The 22,413-nt window shown below is 71.6% G+C and carries 21 protein-coding genes and 1 pseudogene; 8 read left to right on the top strand and 14 right to left on the bottom strand.

The window, feature by feature from the left end; translation table 11 throughout:
• Positions 1-20: 20 nt before the first annotated feature.
• On the bottom strand, positions 21-569 hold the full coding sequence (locus tag ACIBI5_RS20035) for a CGNR zinc finger domain-containing protein (RefSeq protein ID WP_397248736.1): 549 nt from the start codon (positions 567-569) through the stop codon (positions 21-23).
• Between the two features lie 72 nt (positions 570-641).
• Here ACIBI5_RS20035 and ACIBI5_RS20030 point away from each other — a divergent pair, with 72 nt between their 5' ends.
• Together ACIBI5_RS20030 and ACIBI5_RS20025 are read left to right on the top strand one after the other, a co-directional pair.
• Positions 642-1,565, top strand: coding sequence for a DMT family transporter (locus ACIBI5_RS20030; RefSeq protein WP_397248734.1), 924 nt, complete (start codon positions 642-644; stop codon positions 1,563-1,565).
• Positions 1,566-1,660: 95 nt separating this feature from the next.
• Positions 1,661-2,584 carry a hypothetical protein gene (locus ACIBI5_RS20025; protein WP_397248732.1) on the top strand — a complete coding sequence of 308 codons (924 nt, stop codon included), beginning with the start codon at positions 1,661-1,663 and terminating at the stop codon, positions 2,582-2,584.
• On the opposite strand, the gene ACIBI5_RS20020 is transcribed toward ACIBI5_RS20025, so the two are convergent.
• Positions 2,581-2,985 carry a YybH family protein gene (locus tag ACIBI5_RS20020; RefSeq protein ID WP_397248730.1) on the bottom strand — a complete coding sequence of 135 codons (405 nt, stop codon included), beginning with the start codon at positions 2,983-2,985 and terminating at the stop codon, positions 2,581-2,583. The two genes, ACIBI5_RS20025 and ACIBI5_RS20020, sit on opposite strands and share 4 nt — an antisense overlap.
• A gap of 144 nt (positions 2,986-3,129) precedes the next feature.
• On the opposite strand from ACIBI5_RS20020, the gene ACIBI5_RS20015 reads away from it, so the two are divergent.
• Positions 3,130-3,684, top strand: a complete 555-nt coding sequence (locus ACIBI5_RS20015) for a dihydrofolate reductase family protein (protein ID WP_397248728.1) — start codon at positions 3,130-3,132, stop codon at positions 3,682-3,684.
• A gap of 62 nt (positions 3,685-3,746) precedes the next feature.
• Here ACIBI5_RS20015 and ACIBI5_RS20010 read toward each other — a convergent pair.
• The 8 genes and pseudogenes from ACIBI5_RS20010 to ACIBI5_RS19975 all read right to left on the bottom strand — a co-directional run.
• Positions 3,747-3,923 (bottom strand): annotated as a pseudogene (locus ACIBI5_RS20010) (NAD-binding protein); the annotation flags it as partial.
• A 208-nt stretch (positions 3,924-4,131) separates the two neighbouring features.
• Entirely contained in the window at positions 4,132-4,329 is a 198-nt protein-coding gene (locus tag ACIBI5_RS20005; protein WP_397248726.1) for a DUF397 domain-containing protein, read from the bottom strand.
• Positions 4,330-4,824: 495 nt separating this feature from the next.
• Positions 4,825-5,199 (bottom strand): Fur family transcriptional regulator, encoded by a 375-nt coding sequence (locus tag ACIBI5_RS20000; RefSeq protein ID WP_397248724.1) that lies wholly within the window; start codon positions 5,197-5,199, stop codon positions 4,825-4,827.
• A complete protein-coding gene (locus tag ACIBI5_RS19995; RefSeq protein WP_397248722.1) occupies positions 5,196-6,029 on the bottom strand; it encodes a metal ABC transporter permease in 834 nt (277 codons plus the stop codon). Before ACIBI5_RS19995 ends, ACIBI5_RS20000 begins: the two co-directional genes overlap by 4 nt.
• A 27-nt stretch (positions 6,030-6,056) precedes the next feature.
• Positions 6,057-6,812 (bottom strand): metal ABC transporter ATP-binding protein, encoded by a 756-nt coding sequence (locus ACIBI5_RS19990; protein ID WP_397249143.1) that lies wholly within the window; start codon positions 6,810-6,812, stop codon positions 6,057-6,059.
• Positions 6,813-6,826: 14 nt separating this feature from the next.
• Positions 6,827-7,750 carry a metal ABC transporter substrate-binding protein gene (locus tag ACIBI5_RS19985; RefSeq protein ID WP_397248720.1) on the bottom strand — a complete coding sequence of 308 codons (924 nt, stop codon included), beginning with the start codon at positions 7,748-7,750 and terminating at the stop codon, positions 6,827-6,829.
• Positions 7,751-7,789: 39 nt separating this feature from the next.
• Complete coding sequence (locus ACIBI5_RS19980) at positions 7,790-11,443, bottom strand: helix-turn-helix domain-containing protein (protein WP_397248718.1); 3,654 nt, start codon at positions 11,441-11,443, stop codon at positions 7,790-7,792.
• Positions 11,444-11,494: 51 nt separating this feature from the next.
• Positions 11,495-12,055: a DUF664 domain-containing protein gene (locus tag ACIBI5_RS19975; protein WP_397248716.1), complete on the bottom strand. Its 561-nt coding sequence runs from the start codon at positions 12,053-12,055 to the stop codon at positions 11,495-11,497.
• Positions 12,056-12,103: 48 nt separating this feature from the next.
• On the opposite strand from ACIBI5_RS19975, the gene ACIBI5_RS19970 reads away from it, so the two are divergent.
• Positions 12,104-14,497, top strand: a complete 2,394-nt coding sequence (locus ACIBI5_RS19970) for a GH1 family beta-glucosidase (protein WP_397248714.1) — start codon at positions 12,104-12,106, stop codon at positions 14,495-14,497.
• Here ACIBI5_RS19970 and ACIBI5_RS19965 read toward each other — a convergent pair.
• The gene (locus ACIBI5_RS19965; protein ID WP_397248712.1) at positions 14,481-15,641 is read right to left on the bottom strand and encodes a hypothetical protein; all 1,161 of its coding nucleotides are present in this window, start codon (positions 15,639-15,641) and stop codon (positions 14,481-14,483) included. The two genes, ACIBI5_RS19970 and ACIBI5_RS19965, sit on opposite strands and share 17 nt — an antisense overlap.
• A gap of 57 nt (positions 15,642-15,698) precedes the next feature.
• Between ACIBI5_RS19965 and ACIBI5_RS19960 the strand changes: the two genes are divergently transcribed.
• Positions 15,699-16,646: an isopenicillin N synthase family dioxygenase gene (locus ACIBI5_RS19960; protein ID WP_397248710.1), complete on the top strand. Its 948-nt coding sequence runs from the start codon at positions 15,699-15,701 to the stop codon at positions 16,644-16,646.
• Here the strand turns inward: ACIBI5_RS19960 and ACIBI5_RS19955 are convergent.
• Positions 16,643-17,347, bottom strand: a complete 705-nt coding sequence (locus ACIBI5_RS19955; protein ID WP_397248708.1) for a hypothetical protein — start codon at positions 17,345-17,347, stop codon at positions 16,643-16,645. The two genes, ACIBI5_RS19960 and ACIBI5_RS19955, sit on opposite strands and share 4 nt — an antisense overlap.
• Positions 17,344-18,111, bottom strand: coding sequence for a hypothetical protein (locus ACIBI5_RS19950; RefSeq protein WP_397248706.1), 768 nt, complete (start codon positions 18,109-18,111; stop codon positions 17,344-17,346). The genes ACIBI5_RS19955 and ACIBI5_RS19950 overlap by 4 nt, the downstream gene beginning before the upstream one ends.
• A gap of 193 nt (positions 18,112-18,304) precedes the next feature.
• Here ACIBI5_RS19950 and ACIBI5_RS19945 point away from each other — a divergent pair, with 193 nt between their 5' ends.
• The 3 genes from ACIBI5_RS19945 (at position 18,305) to rocD (ending at position 20,959) form a co-directional block, all read left to right on the top strand.
• Entirely contained in the window at positions 18,305-18,778 is a 474-nt protein-coding gene (locus ACIBI5_RS19945) for an Lrp/AsnC family transcriptional regulator (protein ID WP_184966517.1), read from the top strand.
• Between the two features lie 139 nt (positions 18,779-18,917).
• Entirely contained in the window at positions 18,918-19,709 is a 792-nt protein-coding gene (gene ddaH, locus ACIBI5_RS19940; RefSeq protein ID WP_397248704.1) for a dimethylargininase, read from the top strand.
• Positions 19,710-19,747: 38 nt separating this feature from the next.
• Positions 19,748-20,959 (top strand): ornithine--oxo-acid transaminase, encoded by a 1,212-nt coding sequence (gene rocD, locus ACIBI5_RS19935; RefSeq protein WP_397248702.1) that lies wholly within the window; start codon positions 19,748-19,750, stop codon positions 20,957-20,959.
• Between the two features lie 728 nt (positions 20,960-21,687).
• Here rocD and ACIBI5_RS19930 read toward each other — a convergent pair.
• A complete protein-coding gene (locus ACIBI5_RS19930; RefSeq protein ID WP_397248700.1) occupies positions 21,688-22,401 on the bottom strand; it encodes a methyltransferase domain-containing protein in 714 nt (237 codons plus the stop codon).
• Between the last annotated feature and the right edge of the window lie 12 nt (positions 22,402-22,413).

Below are 22,413 nucleotides of genomic sequence, written 5' to 3'. Positions count from 1 at the left end.
ACGCGGACCCCCGGAGTCCGTCAGGCGCGGCGGCGCGCGCGGTAGGCCGCGACGTGCATGCGGTTTCCGCAGGTACGGCTGTCGCAGTAGACCCGCGAGCGGTTGCGGGACTCATCCACGAACACCCGGTCGCAGTCGGGCGCCGAGCAGGTGCGCAGCCGCTCCCACTCGCCCTCGACGAGCAGATGGGCCAGCGCCACCCCGCAGTCGGCGGCCACGTGCTCGGACAGCACGGCGTCCTGCGCGAAGTAGTGCATGTGCAGCGGATGTCCGTCGTGCTCGGCCAGCCGGGGCGTGATACGCGTGTCGGCCAGCAGCGAGTTGAGCAGCCGGACCGCGACGGTCTGGTCGGTGGCGAGGAACACCCGGTGGAAGGCCTCCCGCAGCATGCGTACCTGGCCCAGGTCGCGCGGGGTGAGCACGCCGATGCCGCTGACCTGCCGCGACTCGACGAAGGCCTGCAGGTCGCCCAGATCCGCCAGCCCGTCGTCGCCCCCGGTGGAGGGCGAGGTGTTCACAAGCTCGACGACGGTGGCCAGCGAGTGCACCATGTCATGGCCAAACGGCATATTGACTCCTGTCTACGCCTGCTCATAGCGTGGACGAAGCGTATCTCTACAACGGGCGGGCGGGGGTCCTCGGTGAGTGCACATCGCCGTATCGTGCTGATCGCGGTGGTGGGCGCGCTGGTCATCTCCATGTCCGGGCCGCTCGTACGCCTGTCCGGCGTGTCACCGGCCACCTCGGCGTTCTGGCGGCTCGCCTACGCGGTTCCGCCCTTACTCCTGCTGGCCTGGCTGGAGCGACGCCGGCTCGGCCCCCTGCCGGCCAAGGGCCGCTACCTGTCCTGGGCCGCGGGCTTCGTCTTCGCCCTCGACCTGCTGTTCTGGCACACCGCGATCGAGTACGTCGGCGCCGGGCTGGCCACCGTACTCGGCAACCTGCAGGTCTTCCTGGTGGCGTTCGCCGCCTGGGCGATCTTCCGGGAACGCCCCTCCTCCCGGCTCATGATCGGCACCCCGGTGGTGTTCACCGGCGTCGTCCTGATCTCCGGCCTCTTCGACAGCGCCGCCTATGGCGCCGACCCCGGACTCGGTGTCGTGTTCGGCCTCGCCACCTCGGTCGCCTACGCCGCGTACCTGCTGCTGATGAAGGCCGCCGGCCCGCACGCCATGACCCCCCTCGCGCACACCGCCGCGGTCGCCACGCTCTCGGTGGCCGTCCTCGGCCCGCTGTTCGGCGGCGCCGACTTCACACCGGACTGGCCCGCCCACGGCTGGCTGCTCGCCCTCGCCCTGGGGCCCCAGGTCGTCGGCTGGGCGCTCATCACCTGGGCACTCCCCCGCCAGCCGGCCGCCCTCACCGCGCTGCTGCTCCTCATCCAGCCGATGACGACGGTCGCGCTGTCGGCGCTCCTGCTGGACGAACGTCCGTCGCCGTGGCAGCTCGCCGGCTGCGTGGTGATCATCATCGGCGTCCTGTACGGCTCCCGCGGCTCCTCACCCCCGCCACCCGGCCCCCCGCAACCGGCCGAAGCGCTCGGCACCTCGTCCCGCCGGATCTGAGGCGCCTGGCACGATCGTCGATCATCCACCACGTAATGTACCGGCCGAGAATCCGGACGCTATGGTGCGCTTTACCGCCATTTGATCTCTATCGCATGGAGCGCACGGTGCTGGAGACGAGAGAGCCTGACTGGGCGCATGTGGCCTGGTCGGTGACCAAGGTCCTGGTCGTCACCACGGCGCTGTCCCTGGCCGCATGCGTGGCGGACCGGGCGCTGTGGGTGTTCGTCGAGCTCGGCACCGACCAGACGGCCAGCGTGTACGGCACGGCCGCCCGCATCGCCAATCCCGACAAACGTTTCCTCTACGGCTCAAGCGACGGCTCCGGGCTGCTGGAGAAGACGCACACGCTGCGGGGTGAGCCGCGAAGGGCCGGGCCCAGCGCGGGCCGGACGGAGTACACGATCACGGAGAACGTGTTCGGCTCCGTCAGCGCCCCCCACCTCGACAAGCCGGAGGGGAGACTGGCCGACGCGATCGACTCCGTGGAGCCGGGCCACGACCCGGCCCTCAAGGACGAGGCCAGAGAGATCATCGACGCGCTGCCCCAGACGCTCAAAACCGTCGCCGTCGTGGGGTTCACCCGCGAGATGACCACCACGCAACTCATGGCCTTCAACCGCACGCACAGGATCTGCGGAGGCCCGGACGTCTCCTACATCTACCATCCGTCCTACTACGACGACTCCAGCGAGCCCGACTCCATGAACGCGGTCATCTGGAACCGCAACATGACCCAGGACGCCTACATGCCGGAGGTCCAATACCAGTGCGAGGGGGAGCCCAGCCCGGCGCTGGAGGAGTTCCGCGAATGGGTGGGGCTGCTCGATGAGGGAGACGACCTCTACGCGTTCGAACTGGACCACGAATGGCTCACGACGGCGGCCAAGGAGGGCGTCGTCTACGGACTGCTCCTCGACGGCTGGAAGCTGAGCGACGTCAGGAGGCTTCTCGACGACCCGCAGGTGGACACCATCCACCTCGCCGACGTCGCCCACGACATCAGCGGGACCCGTTAATGGCCGGGAATGCTGATCGGCACCGAGATGTGTTCGTGCGTGATCAGCCACTTGCCGGCTGACCGACGGCAGCACACGGTCGATCGCACCCACACCTCACCTTCGGGACCGCTCTTCCGTGCTCCCGAGTCCAGGTGCAGCATGTGCGCGAACGCCACGTCCCCGCTCACCGCGACGTTCAGCTCGTGCGTTTCCAGGCCGATCGGACCGTCGTAGCTGTCGAACCACCGCACGAAATTGCGGCGGACGTCATCGGTGCCCGCGAACTGGAGCGGCGGTACGACGTCGTAATAGACGATGCCGTCGGCGTAGTGCGACATGAGCCGGTCGATGTCCTTTTTTTGGGCGGCGTCGACGCGGCCTTCCAGAAACGTCCTGAACTCGGATTCGCTCGAAGTCATCTCATTCTCCGTTCAACAACGTGCTGTCGGTAATCCGACGACGCAGCTCTCCGGAACGTCAGGCCGGCGCCGGTAGTTCGACCGATGCGGCCCGATCGTCCGCGCTTCTAGCGTTCAGGTGAGCCACAGAACGGAGAACGCACGATGGGACAGCTAATCGTCCACAACTCCATCAGCGCCAACGGGGCCTTCGAGGCGCCCTCGCCCGAGGACTGGCTGGTGCTCGACGACGACAGCGCCAACGCCTCACTGGAGCAGTTGACGCTGGCCGACGCGATGGTCCTCGGCCGCAAGACCTACGAAGGGCTGGCCGCCGCCTGGCCGCACCTGACCGGCCATCCGGCGATGGGGCGCTTCGCCGGCCGTATCAACGCCATGCCGAAGTACGTCGCGTCGCGCACGCTGACCGGGCCGCTGGAGTGGAACGCCGCCCTGATCGAGGGTGAGCTCGGCCAGGCTGTGCCCGAGCTGAAGAAGGCGCACGGCGGCAACCTGATCGTCTCCGGCGCCGGCGAGTTCGCGCACGCCCTCACCCGGCAGGGGCTGGTCGACGAGTTCTGGATCTGGATCCACCCGGCCCTGTGGGCGACGGGCCCGCGCTTCTTCGACGGTGTCGGCCCCGTCCGCCTGCAGCTGGTGGCGGCCACGCCGTACCGGTCGGGCGTCGTGTGGCTGCGCTACCGGACCGCGAGCGGCTGAACCCACGACCTGCCCGCCTTCGTGGCCATCCCGCTCACGTACGCGTCATGGGCCCACGGCGGTCACCGCGGCTGCCGTTCCGCGATGACCGCCCAGTCGTCGGCCCCGCGGCCGTCGGCGATGGCATGATCGAAGACGGTCCGCAGGAGTTCACCGACCGGGAGCGGGATGTCGTGGTCGTGCGCCGCGTCGAGCGCGAGGTGGAGGTCCTTGCGGCCCAGCACGGTAGTGAATCCGGGCGGCTGGTAGCGCCGTTCGCCGCACGGTCATCGGATTCGGCACCGGTGGATCATCGCAACCCACGGCAGGCGGCCGACGCGATCAGGGCCACGGTGGACCAGATCGCCACCCGACGCCGGGCAGCGAAGCCGCCACCGCCGAAGTACGGCAGTCGATGTCTTCCACCACGGCCTGGCCGATCTTGTTGCCGCGCTGCGAAGCCGAAGCTCAGAGGTCGAACTCGTGCTTGCCCGCCCCGTTCAGGGACGCCGCCCACTCACCGTCGGTGAAGATGAGCGCGGGGCCTTCGGGGTCCTTGCTATCGCGGACTGCGACGATTCCAGGGAGATGGGTGGCGACTTCCACGCATTGCCCGTTGTCGCCGCTGGCAGTGGCCTTTCTCCATGCGGCGTTGTCGAGGTTCACCCGGTCCGTTTCTCATCGCATCCTCTAATGCCTGAGACGTGACGCCTTCGGTTGCGTGTCCGCTCTGATGCTGTCACATCTGCCGGTGGGGGTTGGTACGCGATCCGGCGGATGCTGATGCCCCTTCCGAACGGACTGTCGAACGTTCGATGCGGCGCAACCCTGGAAGAGCTCAAAAGCCACCTGGAGTCCGAGGCCCGTCTTCAAGCGATTCCACGGCCGCGGAAGCTCCGGGGTGTGGTGTGAAGCCAACCAGGCAAACCTGGGTGTCAGCCCCCTGAAGGAAAGCGCGCGGAGCGAAGCGGAGCACCTTTGCTCAGGATGGGATCCAACTGCTCAACCACTTGGCTGGGCAACGGGCGGGCCTCAAGAGGGCGGTCCGAGCGCAGCGAGGCCCTCCAGGGGTCGGGGCCGGCCCCGACCGGAAGAACGCGCGGAGCGAAGCGGAGCACCTTGCCTTTTCAGGCCCGGTGGAACGCGCGGAGCACCTTGCTTTCAGGCCGAGCACCCAGCGCAGGTCCCGAACACCTCGACGGTGTGGGTGATCTCGGTGAAGCCGTGTTCGCTGCCCACCGCCTCAGCCCACCGCTCCACCGCGGGCCCGGCCACCTCGACCGTCCGCCCGCACCGCCGGCACACCAGGTGGTGGTGATGGTCGTCGGTGGCGCAGGCCCGGTACACGGACTCGCCGTCGTCCGTACGCAACACGTCGACCTTGCCCCCGTCGGCCAAGGCCTGAAGCGCGCGGTAAACAGTAGTGAGGCCGATCTTGGCCCCATCCTGCCGCATCTCGGCGTAGACGTCCTGCGCGCTGCGGAACCCCGCGCTGCGGCGCAGCGTGTCGTGGACGGCATCGCGTCTGGTCGTCATGTGGTCTCCTGTGGTCGGCCTCGCCGTACGAACTTACCGACCCCGAGGGCCAGCACGAAGCCGGCGAGCGCGAGTAGGACGATCGAGGCTCCCGGCGGCACCTTGGGCGAGACCGTGGACACGAGCAGACCGCCGACCGCCGCCACCATCCCGAACACCGTCGCCAGCCCCATCGTCGCCTTGAATCCCCTGGTCAGCTGCTGGCTCGTGGCGACCGGGATCACCATGAGCGCGCTGACGAGCAGCAGCCCCACCACCCGCATGGCGATGACCACGGTCAGTGCCGCGGTCACGGCGATCAGCAGGCTGAGGAATCGCACCGGCAGCCCGCTCGCCTTCGCCACCTCCTCATCCTGGCAGAGCACGAACAACTCTCTCCCGAAGAACCCCACGACCGCCAGCACCGCGACGGCGAGCCCGCCGATGATCCAGATGTCCTGGCGGGTGACGCTGGCGATGGCGCCGAACAGGAAGGAGTTGAGTTTGGCGTTGCTGCCGCCGGGCGCGATGGCCATGAGCATGACGCCGCCGGCGATGCCGCCGTAGAACAGCAGCGCGAGGGCGACGTCGCCGCTGGTACGCCCGCGCGCCCGTACCAGCTCGATGGCGATGGCTCCGGCGACGGAGACGAGCACGGCGGTGAGCACCGGCGCCGTGTCGGTCAGGAATCCGAGGGCGACGCCGGTCAGCGCCACGTGGCCGATGCCGTCGCCGAGCAGGGCGAGGCGGCGCTGCACGATGAACGTGCCGACGGCGGGCGCGCACAGGCCCACCAGCAGGGCGGCGATGAGGGCGAGCTGGAAGAACTCCCTCTGGAGAAGGTCGCTCACGGTGCACTGCCAATCGGTCGGGGGTGGCTACGGTTTGACGCGGAGGTCGGTCAGCGGGCCGGTGACGGTTTCCTCGGCGTGCGGGTGGACGTGCTCGTGTCCGGGTTTGGCGCATTCTCCTTCCGGCTGCGGCGGCCGTCCGTCGTGCTCGATGAGCCCGGCGCGTACCACGACGCCGCGTGAGATGACGGGTTCGAGCGGGCCGAGCTCGTGGGCGACGAGCACGACGGTGCGTCCTTCGCGGACGAGCGTGGCGAGCGTCCCGGCCAGCAGCTTCTGGCTGTCGGCGTCGACGCCGGCGGTGGGCTCGTCCATGACGAACGTGTCCGGCTCGCCGGCCAGCGCCCGCGCGATGAGCACCCGCTGCTGCTGCCCGCCGGACAACGACTGCACGGGGTCGCCGGCCCGCTCGGACAAGTCGACCGCCGCGAGCGCGCGCGCCACCGCCGCGTGGTCTTCCTTGCTGGTACGGCGGAGCCTGCTCTGCCTGGCGATGCGCCCGGAGGCGACGATCTCCCTGACGGTGGCGGGCACGCCGCCGCCGACGGCCAGGCGCTGGGGCACGTAGCCGATGCGCCGCCAGTCGCGGAATCTGCCGGGCGGCACGCCGTACAGGAGAGTCTGCCCGCCCGACAGCGGCGTGAGGCCGAGCAGGGCGCGCACCAGCGTCGACTTGCCGGAGCCGTTGGCGCCCATGATGGCGACGACCTCACCGGGGCACACGGTGAGGTCGACGCCGCGCAGGATGGGGCGGCGGTCGAGGGTGACCTGGCCGCCGGTCATCTGGAAGACGGTGTTCACGCGCAGCCCAGGGCGGTCTGGAGTGTCTTGAGGTTCTGCCGCATCTGGGAGAGGTAGTCGCCGTTGCCCGGCTTGCCCTCCAGCGGGTCGAGTACCGCGGTCTTGGCGTGGACCTCCTGGGCCAGTACCTCGGCGACCTTCGGGCTGACCAGGGCCTCGGTGAAGATGGTGGTCACCTTTTCGGCGTTGGCGAGCTTGGCGACCTCGGCGATGCGGGCGGGCGACGGCTCGGTCTCGGGGTCGAGGGTGATGCCGATCTGCTTGAGCTTGTAGCGGTCGGCGAGGTAGCCGAACGCCTCGTGGCTGGTCACCATGGTCTTGGTGGTGCAGTTGGTCAGGCCCTTGGTCATCTCCTGGTCGAGCGCGGTGAGGTCGGCGGCCGTCTTGGCGGCGCGGTCCTTGTACGCCTGTGCGTGCGCCGGATCGGCCTGGGCCATGCGCTCGCCCAGCTTCCCTGCGACGGCGGCGAACCTGGACGGGTCCAGCCACAGGTGCGGGTCGTAGGAGACCTCGTGCTCGTGCGCCTCTTCTTCCCCGGCGTGCTCGGGGGCGGGCAGTGTCTTCACGGCGGTCGCCGCGTCGAAGGCGCGCTCGCCCTGCTGCGCGAGCGCGTCGTCCACGGCCGGCTGGACGCCTTTGATGTAGACGGACAGGGTGGCGTCCTCCAGGTCGGCGATCTGCTGGGCGCCGAGTTCGAGGTCGTGCGGCTCGACGCCGGGGGCGGTGAGCACGGACACGTCGATGTCAGCGCCGCCGACGCGCTCGGCCAGCCACTGCAGCGGGTAGAAGGCCGTGACCACGCGGGGCTTGTCGCCGGCGGCGGCGGGGGCGGCGGCGCCCGAACCGCAGGCGGCGGTGGCGAGGAGTCCGGCACCCGCGAGCAAACCCACAGCGCGCACCCGGAAATGTCCTGACATCATGGGAGTCATTATGCGGCAAAATGAAAATGGTTGTCAAAATCAGGTGTGATCTCCGCACGGCGGTTCGAAGGTCAGACCCGGGAAGTAGTGCTGCCACTCGGCGGCGGTGATCCGCGGCGTCGCCAGCGCGCACAGCCGCCGCGCGACACGTTCCGGATCCATGTCCCACAACCTGGCCGTGCTGTCGCTGCTGCCGGTGACCAGGGTCGCGCCGCCGGGGCCGAAGGCGACGGAGTTCACCCGGTCGGTGTGGCCCGCCAGCGGCACCGGCGGGCCGGGGCTGCGGGGGCGCGTGATGTCCCAGACGCGGGCCGTACCGTCGAAGCCCGCCGTGACGAGCGTGCGGCCGTCGGGACTGAAGGCGAGCCCGTTGACGCTGTTGCTGTGTCCCGTCAGGACCGACAGAGGCCGCGGGCCGCGCGGGTCGGACAGGTCCCAGAGGCGGGCGGTGTGGTCGTAGCCCGCGCTGGCCAGCACGTCGCCGGAGGGGGCGAACGCGACGGCGGCCACGCTGTTGGCGTGCGCGCTGATCGTCGACAGCGCGACCGGGCGGCGCGGATCGGACAGCTCCCACAGCCGCACCGTACGGTCGGCGCCCGCGCTGGCCAGCACGCGTCCGTCGGACCTGAAGGCCAAACCGAGCACCCGATCGGTGTGCGCGCGCAGGACGCGGGTCTCGACCGGCTCGCGCGGGTCGGACAGGTCCCACACGCGCACGACGCCGCCGTCCTCGCCCACCGCCAGAACCCGGGCGTCGGGCCGCAGCGCCAGCGTGAACGTGTTGGCCGGCGCGCTCACCATGCCCAGCCGCACCGGGCGGCGGGGGTCGCGCACGTCCCAAACGCGGGCGGTGCGGTCGAGGGAGACGGTGACCAGCCGGGCGCCGTCGGGGGTGAAGGCGGCGGTCAGGACGTTGTCGGTGTGCTCCTTCAGCGTCGCCAGCGGCGCGGGCCGGCCGGGGTCGGACAGGTCCCACAGGTGCGCGCGGCGGTAGCTGTTGGCCACGAGCAGGCGCCCACGCGCGCCGGGCACCGCCGAGTGGATCGGGCCGCTGTGGCCGTACAGGACCGGGCCCCTGACCTCCCACAGCCGGGCCGTGGTGTCGCGGCCGCCGCTGGCCAGCGTGCGGCCGTCGGGACTGAAGGCGACCGCGTAGACGGTGTCGGTGTGCCCGGTCAGCGTGAGGGGCACGGCGGCGAAGCGGGGCTCGGCGATGTCCCACAGGCGCACGGTGAGGTCGTAGCTGCCCGTCGCGACGGTACGCCCGTCGGGACTGAAAGCCACCGCGACGATGCCGTTGACGTGCCCGGAGAGGGCCGCCAGCGCGACCGGTCGCGCGGGGTCGCGCACGTCCCACAGCCGCAGCGTGTTGTCGAAGCCCCCGGTCGCCAGCGTGCGGCCGTCCGGGCTGTAGGCGGCGGCCAGCACCCGGTCGGTGTGCCGGACCTCGGCCATCCGCCGCGGCTCGCGCGGGTCGGCGACGTCCCACAGGCGCACGGTCGAGTCGCCGCTGGTGGTGGCGAGCGTACGCCCGCCGGGGGCGAACACCGCCGCCGAGACGCCGTCGCCGTGCCCGCCCAGCACCGACAGCCGCTCGGCCCGAGCCGGCGTCGTGACGTCCCAGAGCCGGACGGTGCGGTCGGCGCCCGCCGAGGCCAGCGTCCGCCCGTCCGGGCTGAACGCCACCCGCCGGATCTCGCCTTCGTGCCCCCGGAGCGTGGCCGCGGCGGCCGGGCGGGCGGGGTCGGCGAGATCCCACAGCCGCGCGGTGCCGTCCTGCCCCGCGGTGGCCAGCAGCCGCCCGTCGCCGCGGATCGCCGCCCCGAGCAGGCCGCCCGAGCCCGGCAGCACGGCCAGCGGGCGTGGCGCGTGCCGCGCGCCGACGTCCCACAACCGGACCGTGCCGTCCGTGCCGGTGGTGGCGAGCAGCCGCCCGTCCGGGGTGAACTCGGCCGCGTAGACCGCCCCGGTGTGCCCGGTGATGCGCGTCGAGTACGGCGTCGCGAACGTGCTGAGCAACGCCCCCCGGGCCTCCGCCGTGGGCGCCAGCCGGTAGGCGGCCAGGCCGATCTGCGCGGCCAGCGCCGGGTTGGTGCCGCGCAGCGCGACCGCCTCGTTGGCGGCCTTGCCGGACAACGCCTGGTTGCGCTGGTCGCTGACGGTCTCCACGCTGCGTACGCTGACCACGGTCGCCACCACGGTGAGCAGCAGCATCGCCGCCAGCCCCGCGACCAGCTGGTAGAGCCGCCGGGTCCTGCGGCGGGCGGCGGCCAGCTCACCGGCCTCGCGGGCGGCCGAGGCGTCCAGGAACGCGCGGTCCTCCTGCTGGATCGTGGCCAGCTCGCGGGCGGCGGCCAGCCGGGCGCCCCGGTAGAGGAGCGCGGGGTCGCGGTGTTCGCGTTCCCAGGCGGCCGCCGCGTCGGCGAGCTGCCGGCGGATCACCAGCCCGGCCCGGTCCTCCTCCAGCCACTGCCGCAGCAGCGGCCAGGCCGTCAGCAGCGCCTCGTGGCTGATCTCCACCGAGTCGGTGTCGGCGGTGATCAGCCGTTGCGCCACGAACCGGTCGAGCACCTCCTCGGGTAACCGCTCGGTGGCCACCCGCCGCCGCGTGTCGGCGGTGTCGGCGGCCACGTGCACCAGATCGACGAACAGCCGCCTGGCCAGCTCCTGCTGCGGCCCGCTGAGCGAGGTGTAGACCTGGGTGGCGCTGGCCGCGACCGCGCCCTCGATGCCGCCCACCGCCCGGTAGTCGGCGATGGTCAGACGGCGTCCGCCGCCCTGCCGCCAGGTGGCGTACAGGGCGTGCGACAGCAGCGGCAGCACCCCGGCCTCGTGGGCGCCCGCGCGCGGGGCGACCTCGCTCAGCAGGAGGTCGACCAGCCCCTCCCCCAGCTCCACGCGGGCCTTGCGCGCCGGTTCGACGATGGCCTCGCGTAGTTCTGCCTCGCTCATCGGGCCCACCGCGAACTGGCCGTCCCTGGCCGCGGCCAGCAGCGGCGGGTGGCGCAGGGCGTGGGCGTAGAAGTCGGCGCGCAGGCCCAGGACGACCGTCGCGCCGTCGCTCGCCGCCTCGGCCAGCTCGGCGATGAGCGCCTGGCCGGGCGAGCTCGTGGTGAAGACCTCCTCGAACTGGTCCACGACCACGAGCCCGGACAGCTCATCGGGCGGGCGCGTGCCGGGCGTGAACAGCAGCGCGGGCCGCTCGCCCAGCGCGGGGATGAGCCCGGCGCGCAGCAGCGAGGACTTGCCCGAGCCCGACGCGCCGACCACCAGGTGAAGGCCGTGGCCGCGGGTGACGCGCTCCACCAGCTCCTCGGTCAGCGCCCGGCGGCCGAAGAACCACTCGGCGTCCTCGACCTGGAATCCGGCCAGCCCGCGGTACGGTTCCGGTCCGGCCGGCCTGGGGCCGGGGGCGCGGCGTACCCGCCGCCAGGCTTCCACCCAGCGCTCCAGCTCGGCGACGTCGTCGACCCCGCACGCCCGCAGGACGCGGTCGAGCAGGTCGCGCGAGCCCGTCGCGGGCAGTCCGCGGCCGGCGAACCAGTCGCCGACCGTGCTGTGCGCGCCGTGCACCCCCGTCGCCGCGGCGACCTGGCGGACGGTGAGGCCGGCGCGCTCGCGCAACGCGGTCAGCTCGCGGGCGAAGTCCTGGCGGGTGTGGATCAGGTCGATCGCGTGCGAGCTGCCGGACATTCGAGTCTCGATTCGACACGTGGCGACGGCTGGTCACCGCGATGGTACGTGTCAGCCGGACTTCGGCCGCCAGCCGGGCGGGGGATCCTCGCCGACCCGCCCGTCGATGGACTCACGGAGCAGATCGGCGTGCCCGGTGTGCCTGCCGTACTCCTCGATGAGGTCGCAGACCAGCCTGCGCACGCTGGCGTGGTTGCCGTCGGGGTCGCTGATGTGCGCGAGCTGGTCGAGGCCCCCGTCGGCCAGGGCCGCCCCGAGCCGCGCGCGGGAGCGTTCCACCGCGCCGTCCCACAGGGCGTAGAGCTGCTCGGGGGTGTGGCCGGTGGTGGCGAACTGCCATTCGTCGCCGCTCCGGTCGATGGTGTCCCACGGCGGGCCGACCGGCTCGCCTCTCATCTTGGCCGTGAACATGTGGTCCTCCACGAGGGCCAGATGCTTGAGCAGACCGCCGATGGTCAGGTCGGAGGCGCCGATCCGGGTCCGCAACTGCCCCGCGTCGAGGTCGTCGGCCTTCCACCGGAACGTCGCGCGCAGCCGGTCGAGCGCGCCGATCAGGTGCTCGGTCTCGGTGCCGGCGAGGGGTGGCTCCCAAGGGGTGTCGCTGTCGCTCATGGCCGACACCGTAGCCGCCGCCTCCGACAGTCTCGGCACAATGAGGTCATGCGATTTCCCGATGGCTTCGTGTGGGGCGTCTCCTCGTCGGCCTATCAGATCGAGGGCGCGGCGGCCGAGGACGGCAGGGGGCCGTCGATCTGGGACACCTTCTCCCACGCTCCCGGCCGGATCGCCGACGGGAGCACCGGCGACGAGGCGTGCGACCACTACCACCGCCACGCCGAGGACGTCGGGCTGATGAAGGGGCTCGGGGTGCGGGCGTACCGGTTCTCGGTGAGCTGGTCCAGGGTGCTGCCCGACGGGGCGGGAAAGGTCAACGCGGCCGGGCTAGACTTCTACGAACGGCTGACCGACGACCTGCTCGGCCAGGGAATCGCCCCGTACGCCACCCTCTACCACTGGGACCTGCCCCAGGCGCTGGAGGACCGGGGCGGCTGGCCGAGCCGCGACACCGCCGAACGGTTCGCCGACTACGCGGCGGTCGTGCACGAGAGGCTGGGTGACCGGGTCGACACCTGGTTCACGATCAACGAGCCGTGGGTGGCGTCCTTCCTCGGCTACGCGGCCGGCACGCACGCCCCGGGGCGGCGCTCGGCGGCCGAGGCGTTCAGGAGCGCGCACCACATGCTGCTGGCCCACGGGCTGGGCGCAGGGGCGCTGCGGGAGGCGGGCGCGCGGCGGATCGGCGTGGCGCTCAACCTGTCGCCCGTGCTCACGCCTGGCCAGCTCGGCGACCAGGACCAGGAGCTGACGCCCGAGGACGCCGGGGCGGTGTCCAGGATCGACGCGCTGCTCAACCGCCAGTTCCTGGACCCGATACTGCGCGGCTCCTATCCGCCGGAGCTGCTGGAGGTGGTGGAGCGGCACGCCGGGCTCGATCACGTGCGCGACGGCGACCTCGATCTCATCGCGCGGCCGATCGACGTGCTCGGCGTCAACTATTACGCGCCGCACGTCGTCCAGGCGCAGCCCAGCCGGCCGGGCGAGCCCGCCTTCCCCGGCAGCGAGGGCGTGCTGTTCGCCGCCACGCCCGGCCCCGCCACGGCGATGGGCTGGCCGATCGTGCCGAGCGGGCTGACCGTCCTGCTGCGCAGGCTGGCCGCCGACCATCCCGGGCTCGACCTCATGGTCACCGAGAACGGCGCGGACTTCGGCGACGGCGAGCGCGACGCCGAGCGGGTCGCGTTCATCGAGGCGCACGTGCGCGCCGCCCACGCCGCGATCTCCGACGGGGTACGGCTGCGCGGCTTCCTCGCCTGGACGCTGATGGACAACTTCGAGTGGGCCGACGGCTACCGGCGCACGTTCGGCCTGGTCCACGTCGACTTCGCCACCCAGCGGCGCGCCGAGAGGGACAGCGCGCGCTGGTTCCGCGAGGTGATCGCGCGCAACGGCCTGCCCGCCGCGCCCCGGCCGACGCTGGAGACGGTGGCGGCGCGCGCCGGAGTCTCCAGGGCGACGGTCTCGCGCGTGGTGAACGGCGAGGCGTCCGTCCGCCCGGAGGTCAGGGCCAGGGTCCAGGCGGCGGTCGAGGAGCTCGGCTACGTGCCGAACCAGGCGGCCCGCAGCCTGGTCACGCGGCGCACCGGCACGGTGGCGCTGGTGCTGTCCGGGCCGCGCCACGACAACGCCGCCCTGGTCTCGGCGGTCGTCCAGTACGTGACCAGCGTCCTGGAGGCGAGCGGCCGCCAGGTGCGGCTCATGCTGGCCGACTCCGAGCAGAGCCACCGCCGTGTCCTGGCGCAGGCGGAGGGACGGCACGTGGACGGCATGATCCTGCTGCCGCCCGACCGTCAGGACCCGCTGGCGGAGCGGCTGGCCGAGACGGAGGTGCCGCTGGTGCTGCTCGGCGGCCCGCTGGCGGCCGCCGAGCGCGCGGGCGTCGGCCCCGTCGTGGCCGCCGACGACGCGGGCGGCGGCGCCGCGGTGGCCCGCCACCTGCGCGAGCTCGGCCGCTCCCGCCCCGCCGTCCTGACCGGTCCCGGCGCGGCGGCCGGTGAGCGGGTGCGCGGCTTCCTGGAGGTGTTCCCGAGGGCGGAGGTCTCCGACGACGCCGGGCGCCTGCTCACCGGACAACCCGAGGCGGCGCGCACCGAGGCGGCGCGACGCGACGCGGAGCGCACCGAAGCGGTGCGCACCCACACGGTGCGCCCCGACGCGGTCTTCGCCGTGACCGACGCGCTGGCGCTGGAGGTGCTCGGGATCGCGCGGGAGGCGGGCCTGCGGGTTCCCGAGGACCTCGCGGTGGCCGGGTTCGGGGACGGCGAGGCCGGGCGGCACACGCTGCCCGCGCTCACCACGGTCGCCGTCCCGGTGACCGAGCTGGCGCTGGCCCTCGCCAGGTCGCTGCTGTCCGCGCTGGACGGGCAGCCCGTCGCGCCGAGCGTCCTGCCCGTCCACCTGGAGGTCAGGGGGAGCACGGTCAGCGGCGGGCGATGATGCGCTCGGCCCAGCTGGCCGCCTCCGGGTCCTTCAGCCCCTCCACCACGCCGCCCAGGTAGGCCGTGGCCAGGCTGTGGAAGCCGTTGTCGAGCTGGCGTACGCGTCCGGCCCGCCGCCGGTCGGCGCCCTGGAGGTGCTGGCCGATGCTCTCGGCGTACCCGGCGTCGTGCTGGTAGGCGGCCTGGGCCCGCGCGCAGGCCGCGGCGTCGTGGTCGCGCTTGGCACGCAGTTCGCGCAGCCGCCGGTCGTTCGGGTTGTGCATGCGGCGGCCGAGGTCGGCGGCGATGAGCGCGGTGGCGATCAGCAGCGCGAGCAGCAGCACCATCGTGGGCAGCTCGCCGACGCCCTGGGAGGTGGGGCCGATCTCCTGGCCGTCCACGACCAGCGGCTTGACCAGGGCGTCGCGGCGCAGGACGGCCACGGCGACGATCAGGCCGAGCCACACCAGCGCCACCGCGGACAGCAGCCAGCGTCCGCGGGCCGGGCTGCCGTTCTCCTGCCAGGCGCGGAACGCCCTGCCGTACATGTGCGGCGCGACCAGCATGATCAAGGCGGCGCCGGTGGCGAGCAGGGCGGTCATGGCGACGCTGTCACCCCAGCTCAGGATGACCTGGTAGAGGATGGGCACCTCGACGATCAGCAGGAGCAGCAGCAGGAGCGCGCCGGGCAGCCAGCGCCGGATCGCCGGCCAGCGGCTGCCGGACAGCGCGATCGAGCTGGGCCGCCCGTCGCCGGGGCGCCTGCTGGGCTGCTCCAGCTCGGCGACGTGGCGCTGGGAGTCGTCGAGCGCCTTGCGCAGGTCGGAGAAGGTGCGCTGCGACTCGGCCAGCCTGATCTTCTGCGCCTCGAACTCGGCCTTGGCCTGCTGCGTCTCGCGCTCGGCGCACTCCTCGACGCGGGCCAGCTCGGCCAGCCGTTCGTCCTCCAGCTCGTGGAAGCGCGGGACGCTGCCGGTCTCCAGCGTGAGCGTGTCGATCTGCCCTTCTGCGGCGTGGCCGCGGCCCAGCTCGCGTTCCTCGGCGCGGCGGCGCCGCCAGTCGGGCAGGTGGTACAGGTCCCCGTCATAGGCGATCGCGGGGGTGATCCGTGCGACCTGCGCGGGCTCGTCGGGAAGGTCCTTGTGCCGTTTGCGTAAACGCATCGCCCCTCCAGCTTCTGCTTCGATGCTAATCGCCGAAATTCACGGAGAATGGCTTGCGTGAGCGAATTGCCGGTTATCGATATCGCGCCCCTCCTCTCCGGTACGGCCGGCCGCGTCCCCGACCAGATCGGGGCGGCCTGCCGTACCAGCGGCTTCTTCTACGTCACGGGGCACGGCGTGCCGCCCGCGCTGATCGAGCGGCTGGACGCGGCGGCGCGCGCGTTCTTCGAGCTGCCGATCGAGGTCAAGAACGAGATCTCCATGGAGCGCGGCGGGCGGGCCTGGCGCGGCTTCTTCCCGGTCGGCGGCGAGCTCACCTCGGGCCGCCCCGACCTCAAGGAGGGCATCTACTTCGGCGCCGAGCGGCCGGCGAGCGGCACGCCCCTGCGCGGGCCGAACCTGTTCCCCGCCCAGGTTCCGGAGCTGCGTGCGGCGGTGCTCGCCTACATCGAGGCGATGACCGGGCTCGGCCAGGCCGTCATGCGCGGCGTCGCGCTCAGCCTGGGCCTGCCCGGCGACTACTTCAGCGCCGGGTACACCGCCGACCCGACCGTCCTGTTCCGCGTCTTCCACTACCCGCCGTCGGAGCCGGAGGCGGACGGGTGGGGCGTCGGCGAGCACACCGACTACGGGCTGCTCACGCTGCTGCTCCAGGACGCCAACGGCGGGCTGCAGGTCCACACGCCCGATGGCTGGATCTCGGCGCCGCCGGTCCCGGGCACGTTCGTGTGCAACATCGGGGACATGCTCGACAAGCTCACCGGCGGCCTGTACCGCTCGACGCCGCACCGGGTGCGCAACCTGAGCGGGAACGAACGGCTCAGCTTCCCCTTCTTCTTCGATCCCGGGTGGGACAGCGAGGTGCCGCCGCTGCCGTACACCGAGGGCGGGCGGGCCCGGTGGGACGGGCAGGATCTGCGGGCCTTCACCGGGACCTACGGCGAGTACCTGCTCGGCAAGGTCTCCAAGGTCTTCCCCCAGTTGCGCGCGGACGTCCTGGACTAGAGCAGGTCGGAGGAGACGGCGCCGGCGGCCTCGAAGGCCTCCCGCCAGAAGGTCTCCAGCAGCGGGAAGCGGTCCGGGTTCGAGGTCTTGGCGCGCAGGAAGCCGTGCACCACCACCTCGTACCCGGTCAGGTCCGGCAGCAGGCGGGCCTGGCGCAGTTCCTCGATCTTGCGTTTCCTGCCGGCGTCGGTCAGGTCGAGCTTGTTGACGTCGAGGTCGCCGCGGTTGTTGATCAGGTCGCTGAAGACGGCGATCCGGTGCGCGCTGTCCGGCCGGCGCTGGGCGTTCATCTGCTTGACCAGGTAGCGCAGCGCGCCGATCACGTCCGAGCCCTTGCCCTCTTCCGGGCAGTCGAACAGCTTGAGCGCCTTCGGCAGTACCTGTCCCAGGCGGTGCTTCCTGATGCGCTCGTCGACCACCGGGTTGTCGTTCGGGTTCTCCTGCGGCGACGCGGCGATCTTGACCGGGGTCTCGCGGCACGTGCTGCTCTCCGAGGCGCCGGTGACGGCGGCGAAGCCCATCCAGTCGCAGCCGCCGGTGAACTCCGGCAGCTTGGCCGACACATCGCTCCTTGACGTGGCCGGTTCGGCGTACGAGGTGGAGTCCACGACGGTCCCGCACAGGGCGCGCGCGTCCGTTCCGCATCCGCTCACACCCGCGCCGGCCAGCACAACGACCACGACCCCCGCCAGCCGCCTCACGCGTCCCCCTTCTCGTCAGGTGAAGCCTCTTCGAGTTCCGGAGTCTGGGCGGTGGTCAGCTCGCGCCGCCCGTTCACCTCGGCTTGCCAGAGCTCGACCCGCCGCTCCACCTCCTCCAGCAGCCCGCCCATCTCCTCGCTCCCCGCGACCGGGGCGGCGGTGTCCATGGCGATCACCTCGCCCTTCCACAGCGGCGGGATCTCCTCGCGCCGTGGATGGGCCCGCATCACCCCGCTCCGGTAGGCGGCGATCATCCGCTGGGCCCAGGCGTGCACCTGCTCCACGTCGTGGTTGCGCCGCAGCACCGCGCCGTTCCACTCGCGCGTCAGCCGTTCCACCTGGGCCCGCGCCCCGAACACCCGCTCGGCGGAGTCTCTGGCCTCTGCCGCCCGCCGCCGTTCCTCCCGCCGCCGCCTGGCCTCGGCGATCGAGATGAACTCGTCGTCCCCCCGGCCGTTGGCGGCGTGCGTCCCGTTGGGCGACGCGGGCCGGGCGAAGTCAACCGTCATCCGCAGTACGGCCTGCCGCGCCTCGCCCGCCTCCCGTAACAGGACGGTTCGTACCTCGGCCAGTTCGCGGTCCAGCCGGGCGATCCGCTCGCGGGCCATGGCCCGGATCTCGCCCAGGTAGGCGGGCCGGCAGTCGGGGTCGATGAACTCGTGCGGCGCGTGCTGGCGGGCGTCGCGTACACCTTGCCGGTGAGCGTCCTCCCGCTCCTGATCCAGCCCTGTGCTCCGTTTGAACAGCCGCGCCAAGAACGCCATCCGCGTCTCCCGAGTGCCCCTGGACTCTCCACACTAATCGCCCAACCCATCCCGAAAGCGGCTTCTCCCCCGAAACGGAGTCCGGCTGCGGCTTCGTGATCACGACGGTCGTGGAAGAAAGGAGGTGGGAGCGTTCCTGGAATGCGGGGGTGCGGGCGGGTCCGGGCGGGTGGCGAGGCTGTATACAGGTCGCGTGGAACTGGATCGGCTGGACCGCGACATCATCGGGGCGCTCATGGAGGACGCTCGGGCGACATACGCGGAAATAGGCCAGCAAGTGGGTCTGTCGGCGTCGGCGGTGAAGCGGCGCGTGGATCGGTTGCGTGAGGCGGGGACGATCACGGGCTTCAGCGCCGTGGTGGCCCCGCAGGCCCTGGGGTGGACGACCGAGGCGTACGTGGAGCTCTTCTGCCAGGGCAAGACGAAACCCTCCGACATCGCGCTGGCGGTGGCGCGGTTTCCCGAGGTGGTGGCGGCTGCGACGATCACCGGCGAGGCCGACGCCCTTCTGCACATCCGGGCGACCGACGTGGGCCATGTGGAGCGGGTCATCGAGCGCATCGCGGCCATGCCGTTCGTGGTGCGGACCAAGAGTTCGATCGTGCTGTCGAGGCTGGTGGACACCGCCGTACCGACCGCACGCAACGGATCGCCCATCACCGGGTAAGACTCGCAACAGACCCGCGCCAACACGCAATATCAGCCGCTTGGCCTGCATAATCATGCATTCTTAGGCTGTCTCCGTCCCCCCGAGATACCCCTGGTGGCCCGGAGGGGATCCCCCGACGAAGATGACGGAGACCCGCATGCCCAAGCACTTCCTGATGTGCCGCCCCGAGCACTTCACGGTGGAGTACGCGATCAACCCCTGGATGGACCCCGAGGCGGGCGCCGATCGCGAAGTCGCCGTGCGGCAGTGGGAAGGGCTGAAGGCCGCCTATGAGACCCTCGGCCACCAGGTCAGCCTGATCGACCCGATCGAGGGCCTGCCGGACATGGTGTTCGCCGCCAACGGCGCCACGGTGGTCGGCGGTCGCGTGTACGGCGCGCGGTTCGCCTTCCCCGAGCGCGGCCCGGAGGGCCCGGCTTACCTGCGCTGGTTCGTGGAGCGCGGTTACCAGGTGAAGAACCCCGAGCACGTGAACGAGGGCGAGGGCGATTTCCTGACGCTCGACGAGTTCGTCCTCGCGGGCACGGGCTTTCGCACCGACGTACGGGCACACCAGGAGGCCCAGGAGTTCCTCGGCCGCCCGGTGATCTCGTTGTCGCTGGTCGACCCGCGTTTCTACCACCTCGACACGGCGCTATTCTCACTCGACGGACGCAATGTCGCCTACTACCCCGGCGCCTTCTCCGAGGGCAGCCAGGAGGTGCTGAAGCGACTGTTTCCCGAAGCGGTCCTGGCCACGGCGGCCGATGCCGAGGTTCTCGGTCTCAACGCGGTCAGCGACGGCGAGCACATCGTCATCAACTCCGAGGCGGGCGAGCTCCAACTGGAGCTCAAGCGGCGCGGCTACGAAGTGATCCCCGTCGAACTGGCCGAGCTGCGCAAGGCCGGTGGCGGGCCGAAGTGCTGCACGCTCGAAATCCGGGCATAACAGAAAATCCCGGACATAACATGTAATAGGGGGAGATAATGACCAGCACCACACAAGAGCTGATTGAGATCAGCGAGCGGCGCAGCGCGCACAACTACCACCCGCTTCCCATCGTGATCCACGAGGCGCACGGCGCCTGGGTGACCGACGTCGAGGGCAAGCGCTACCTGGACTTCCTGGCCGGATACTCCAGCCTGAACTTCGGCCACGGCAACCCGAAGATCATCGAGGCGGCCCAGGCCCAGCTGCAGAACCTCACGCTCACCAGCCGCGCCTTCTACCACGACCAGTTCGCCGCATTCTGCACCGGACTGGGCGACCTGACCGGCAAGGACATGATCCTGCCGATGAACACCGGCGCCGAGGCGGTCGAGACCGCGATCAAGGTCTCCCGCAAGTGGGGCTACGAGGTCAAGGGCGTCGCACCGGAGCAGGCCAACATCATCGTGATGGAGGACAACTTCCACGGGCGCACCACCACGATCATCAGCTTCTCCACCGACCCTGACGCGCGCGACAACTTCGGCCCGTACACGCCCGGCTTCAAGATCGTGAAGTACGGCTCCGCCGAGGCCGTCCGCGAGGCCATCGACGCCAACACCGTCGCGGTCCTGGTCGAGCCCATCCAGGGCGAGGCCGGAGTCCTGGTGCCGCCGGACGGCTACCTCACCCACATCCGCGAGATCTGCACCGAGAACAACGTTCTCATGATCGCCGACGAGATCCAGTCCGGCCTCGGCCGTACCGGCAAGACGTTCGCCTGCGACCACGAAGGCGTCGTGCCCGACATCTACATCATGGGCAAGGCCCTCGGCGGCGGCGTCGTCCCGGTCAGCGCCATCGCGGCCGACGAGGACGTGCTCGGCGTCATCAAGCCGGGCCAGCACGGCTCCACGTTCGGCGGCAACCCGCTGGCCTGCGCCGTCGGCAACGCCGTCATCGAGATCCTCAACACCGGCGAGTACCAGGCCAGGGCCACCCAGCTCGGCGAGGTCCTCCACGCCCGCCTGAACGAGCTGATCGGCAAGGGCGTCGTCACGGTACGCGGACGCGGGCTGTGGGCAGGCGTGGACATCGACCCGTCGCTGGCCACGGGCCGCGAGGTCTCCAAGGCCCTGATGGCCCGCGGCGTCCTGGCCAAGGACACGCACGGGTCGACGATCCGGCTGGCTCCGCCGATCGTCATCTCCGAGGAGGACCTCCTCTGGGCCGTCGACCAGCTCGCCGACGCCATCGCCTCCTTCCGGTAACCCCGATACGGGCCTCCCGGACGACCGCCTCACACCCGTCCGGGAGAACGGCCCCGCCTCCAGGCGGCGCTCACCAGAGGGGGTGCGCCCGCCGAGGGCGACCGGGGAGGTCGTACCTGCCCGGACGGCCCTGTGGGGCGCCCCTCACCAGAGGCGCCCCGGTTTCGGGAGGCGGCTCGCCAGGAGTGATCCTCCCGGTGAGCCGCCTTCTGCGCGTCCGGGCGCGGATCGCCTGAGGAGCAGGGTGGCGATCAGCTTCCCGGCGGGATCGGAGTCGGCTCCCGGCTCGCCTCAGGTTCCGTTTCGGCGGACGACCGCACCCGGACCCCCGGTTCCCCCATTCTTCCCCGCCCTCCTGGGGACCGGACGGAAACACCAGGACACAGACAACCCCGACCGTGGGAACCCGCGGCACGAAGCCCAAGGCGGGGACCCCGAGCCCAGAGGACCGGAAGAGCCCAAGCCCGAAAGGCCCGAGCGCGAGGGGCCGAGCCCGCGCTCGAACCCGAGGACCGCGCGGGGGGCCCAAGCCCGGGAGCCCAAGCGCGGAGGGCCGAGCGCGGGGGCCTCTGGTGGCGGGGAGCGAGGGGAACGCGGCGTCCCTGCACGCGGGCATGCGGGCGTCCCGGGGACACGGGCACTCCCGGGACAGGGGCACGGGCACCCGCGTCCCGTGGGCATGGGCGCCCTGGGGGCGGGGCACGGGCGCCTCCGGGACGGGTGGTGGGTTAGGGGTGGTGCCAGGTGAGGAGGCCGTCGGGGGCGGGGCCGGGGGTGAAGCCGGCTGCCGTGAGTTCGGCGGTCAGCTCCTCCAGGGTGGGCCGGTAGCCGTCGCTGTCCACGATGTCCTCGCTGATGACGACCCCCCGCTGCAGCACCCGGTAGGAGAAGCGCGAGGTGGCCATCTCGGGCGTGGCCGACACGACCTGCCCGAGGATCTCGTAGGTGTGCCGCCCCACCCGATACGACCCCATGACCTCCGGCGGGCCGGGAACACCCACGGGCCGCTGCCGCCAGTTGAAGATCAGGCGACCTCCGGGCCGGAGCTGCCTGGCCACCGTCTCCCACAACTTCGGGCGTTCCGAGGGCGCGAAGCCGTACAGGACGGAGATCATCACGGCGGCCTCGACGGGCTCGTCGAGGTCGGCGTCGAGCGCTCCGCAGGGCAGGACGGTCACCCGTTCACGCAGGGAGGGCCGGTCGGACAGGCGGGAGAGCAGGATGGCGCGCATGCCGAGCGACGGCTCGACCGCGAAGATCTCGCCGGGCACGGTGTCGCCGATGACCTGGGTGATGAGGCCGGTTCCGGCGCCGATCTCCAGGACGCCGCCGGTGACGCCGTCGAGGAGAGGCGGCAGGAGCTTCCTGATCTCGGGGACGTGGCCGTCCTCGTGCCACAGGTCGTAGAAGGGTGCGGTGCGGGTGTAGGCGTCCAGAGTCACAAGACCCGAACG

Source organism: Nonomuraea sp. NPDC050540, from assembly GCF_044457485.1.
Lineage (GTDB): Bacteria > Actinomycetota > Actinomycetes > Streptosporangiales > Streptosporangiaceae > Nonomuraea.
The sequence above is the reverse complement of the archived record's forward strand: the minus strand, read 5'-3'. Positions and strand labels throughout refer to the sequence as shown.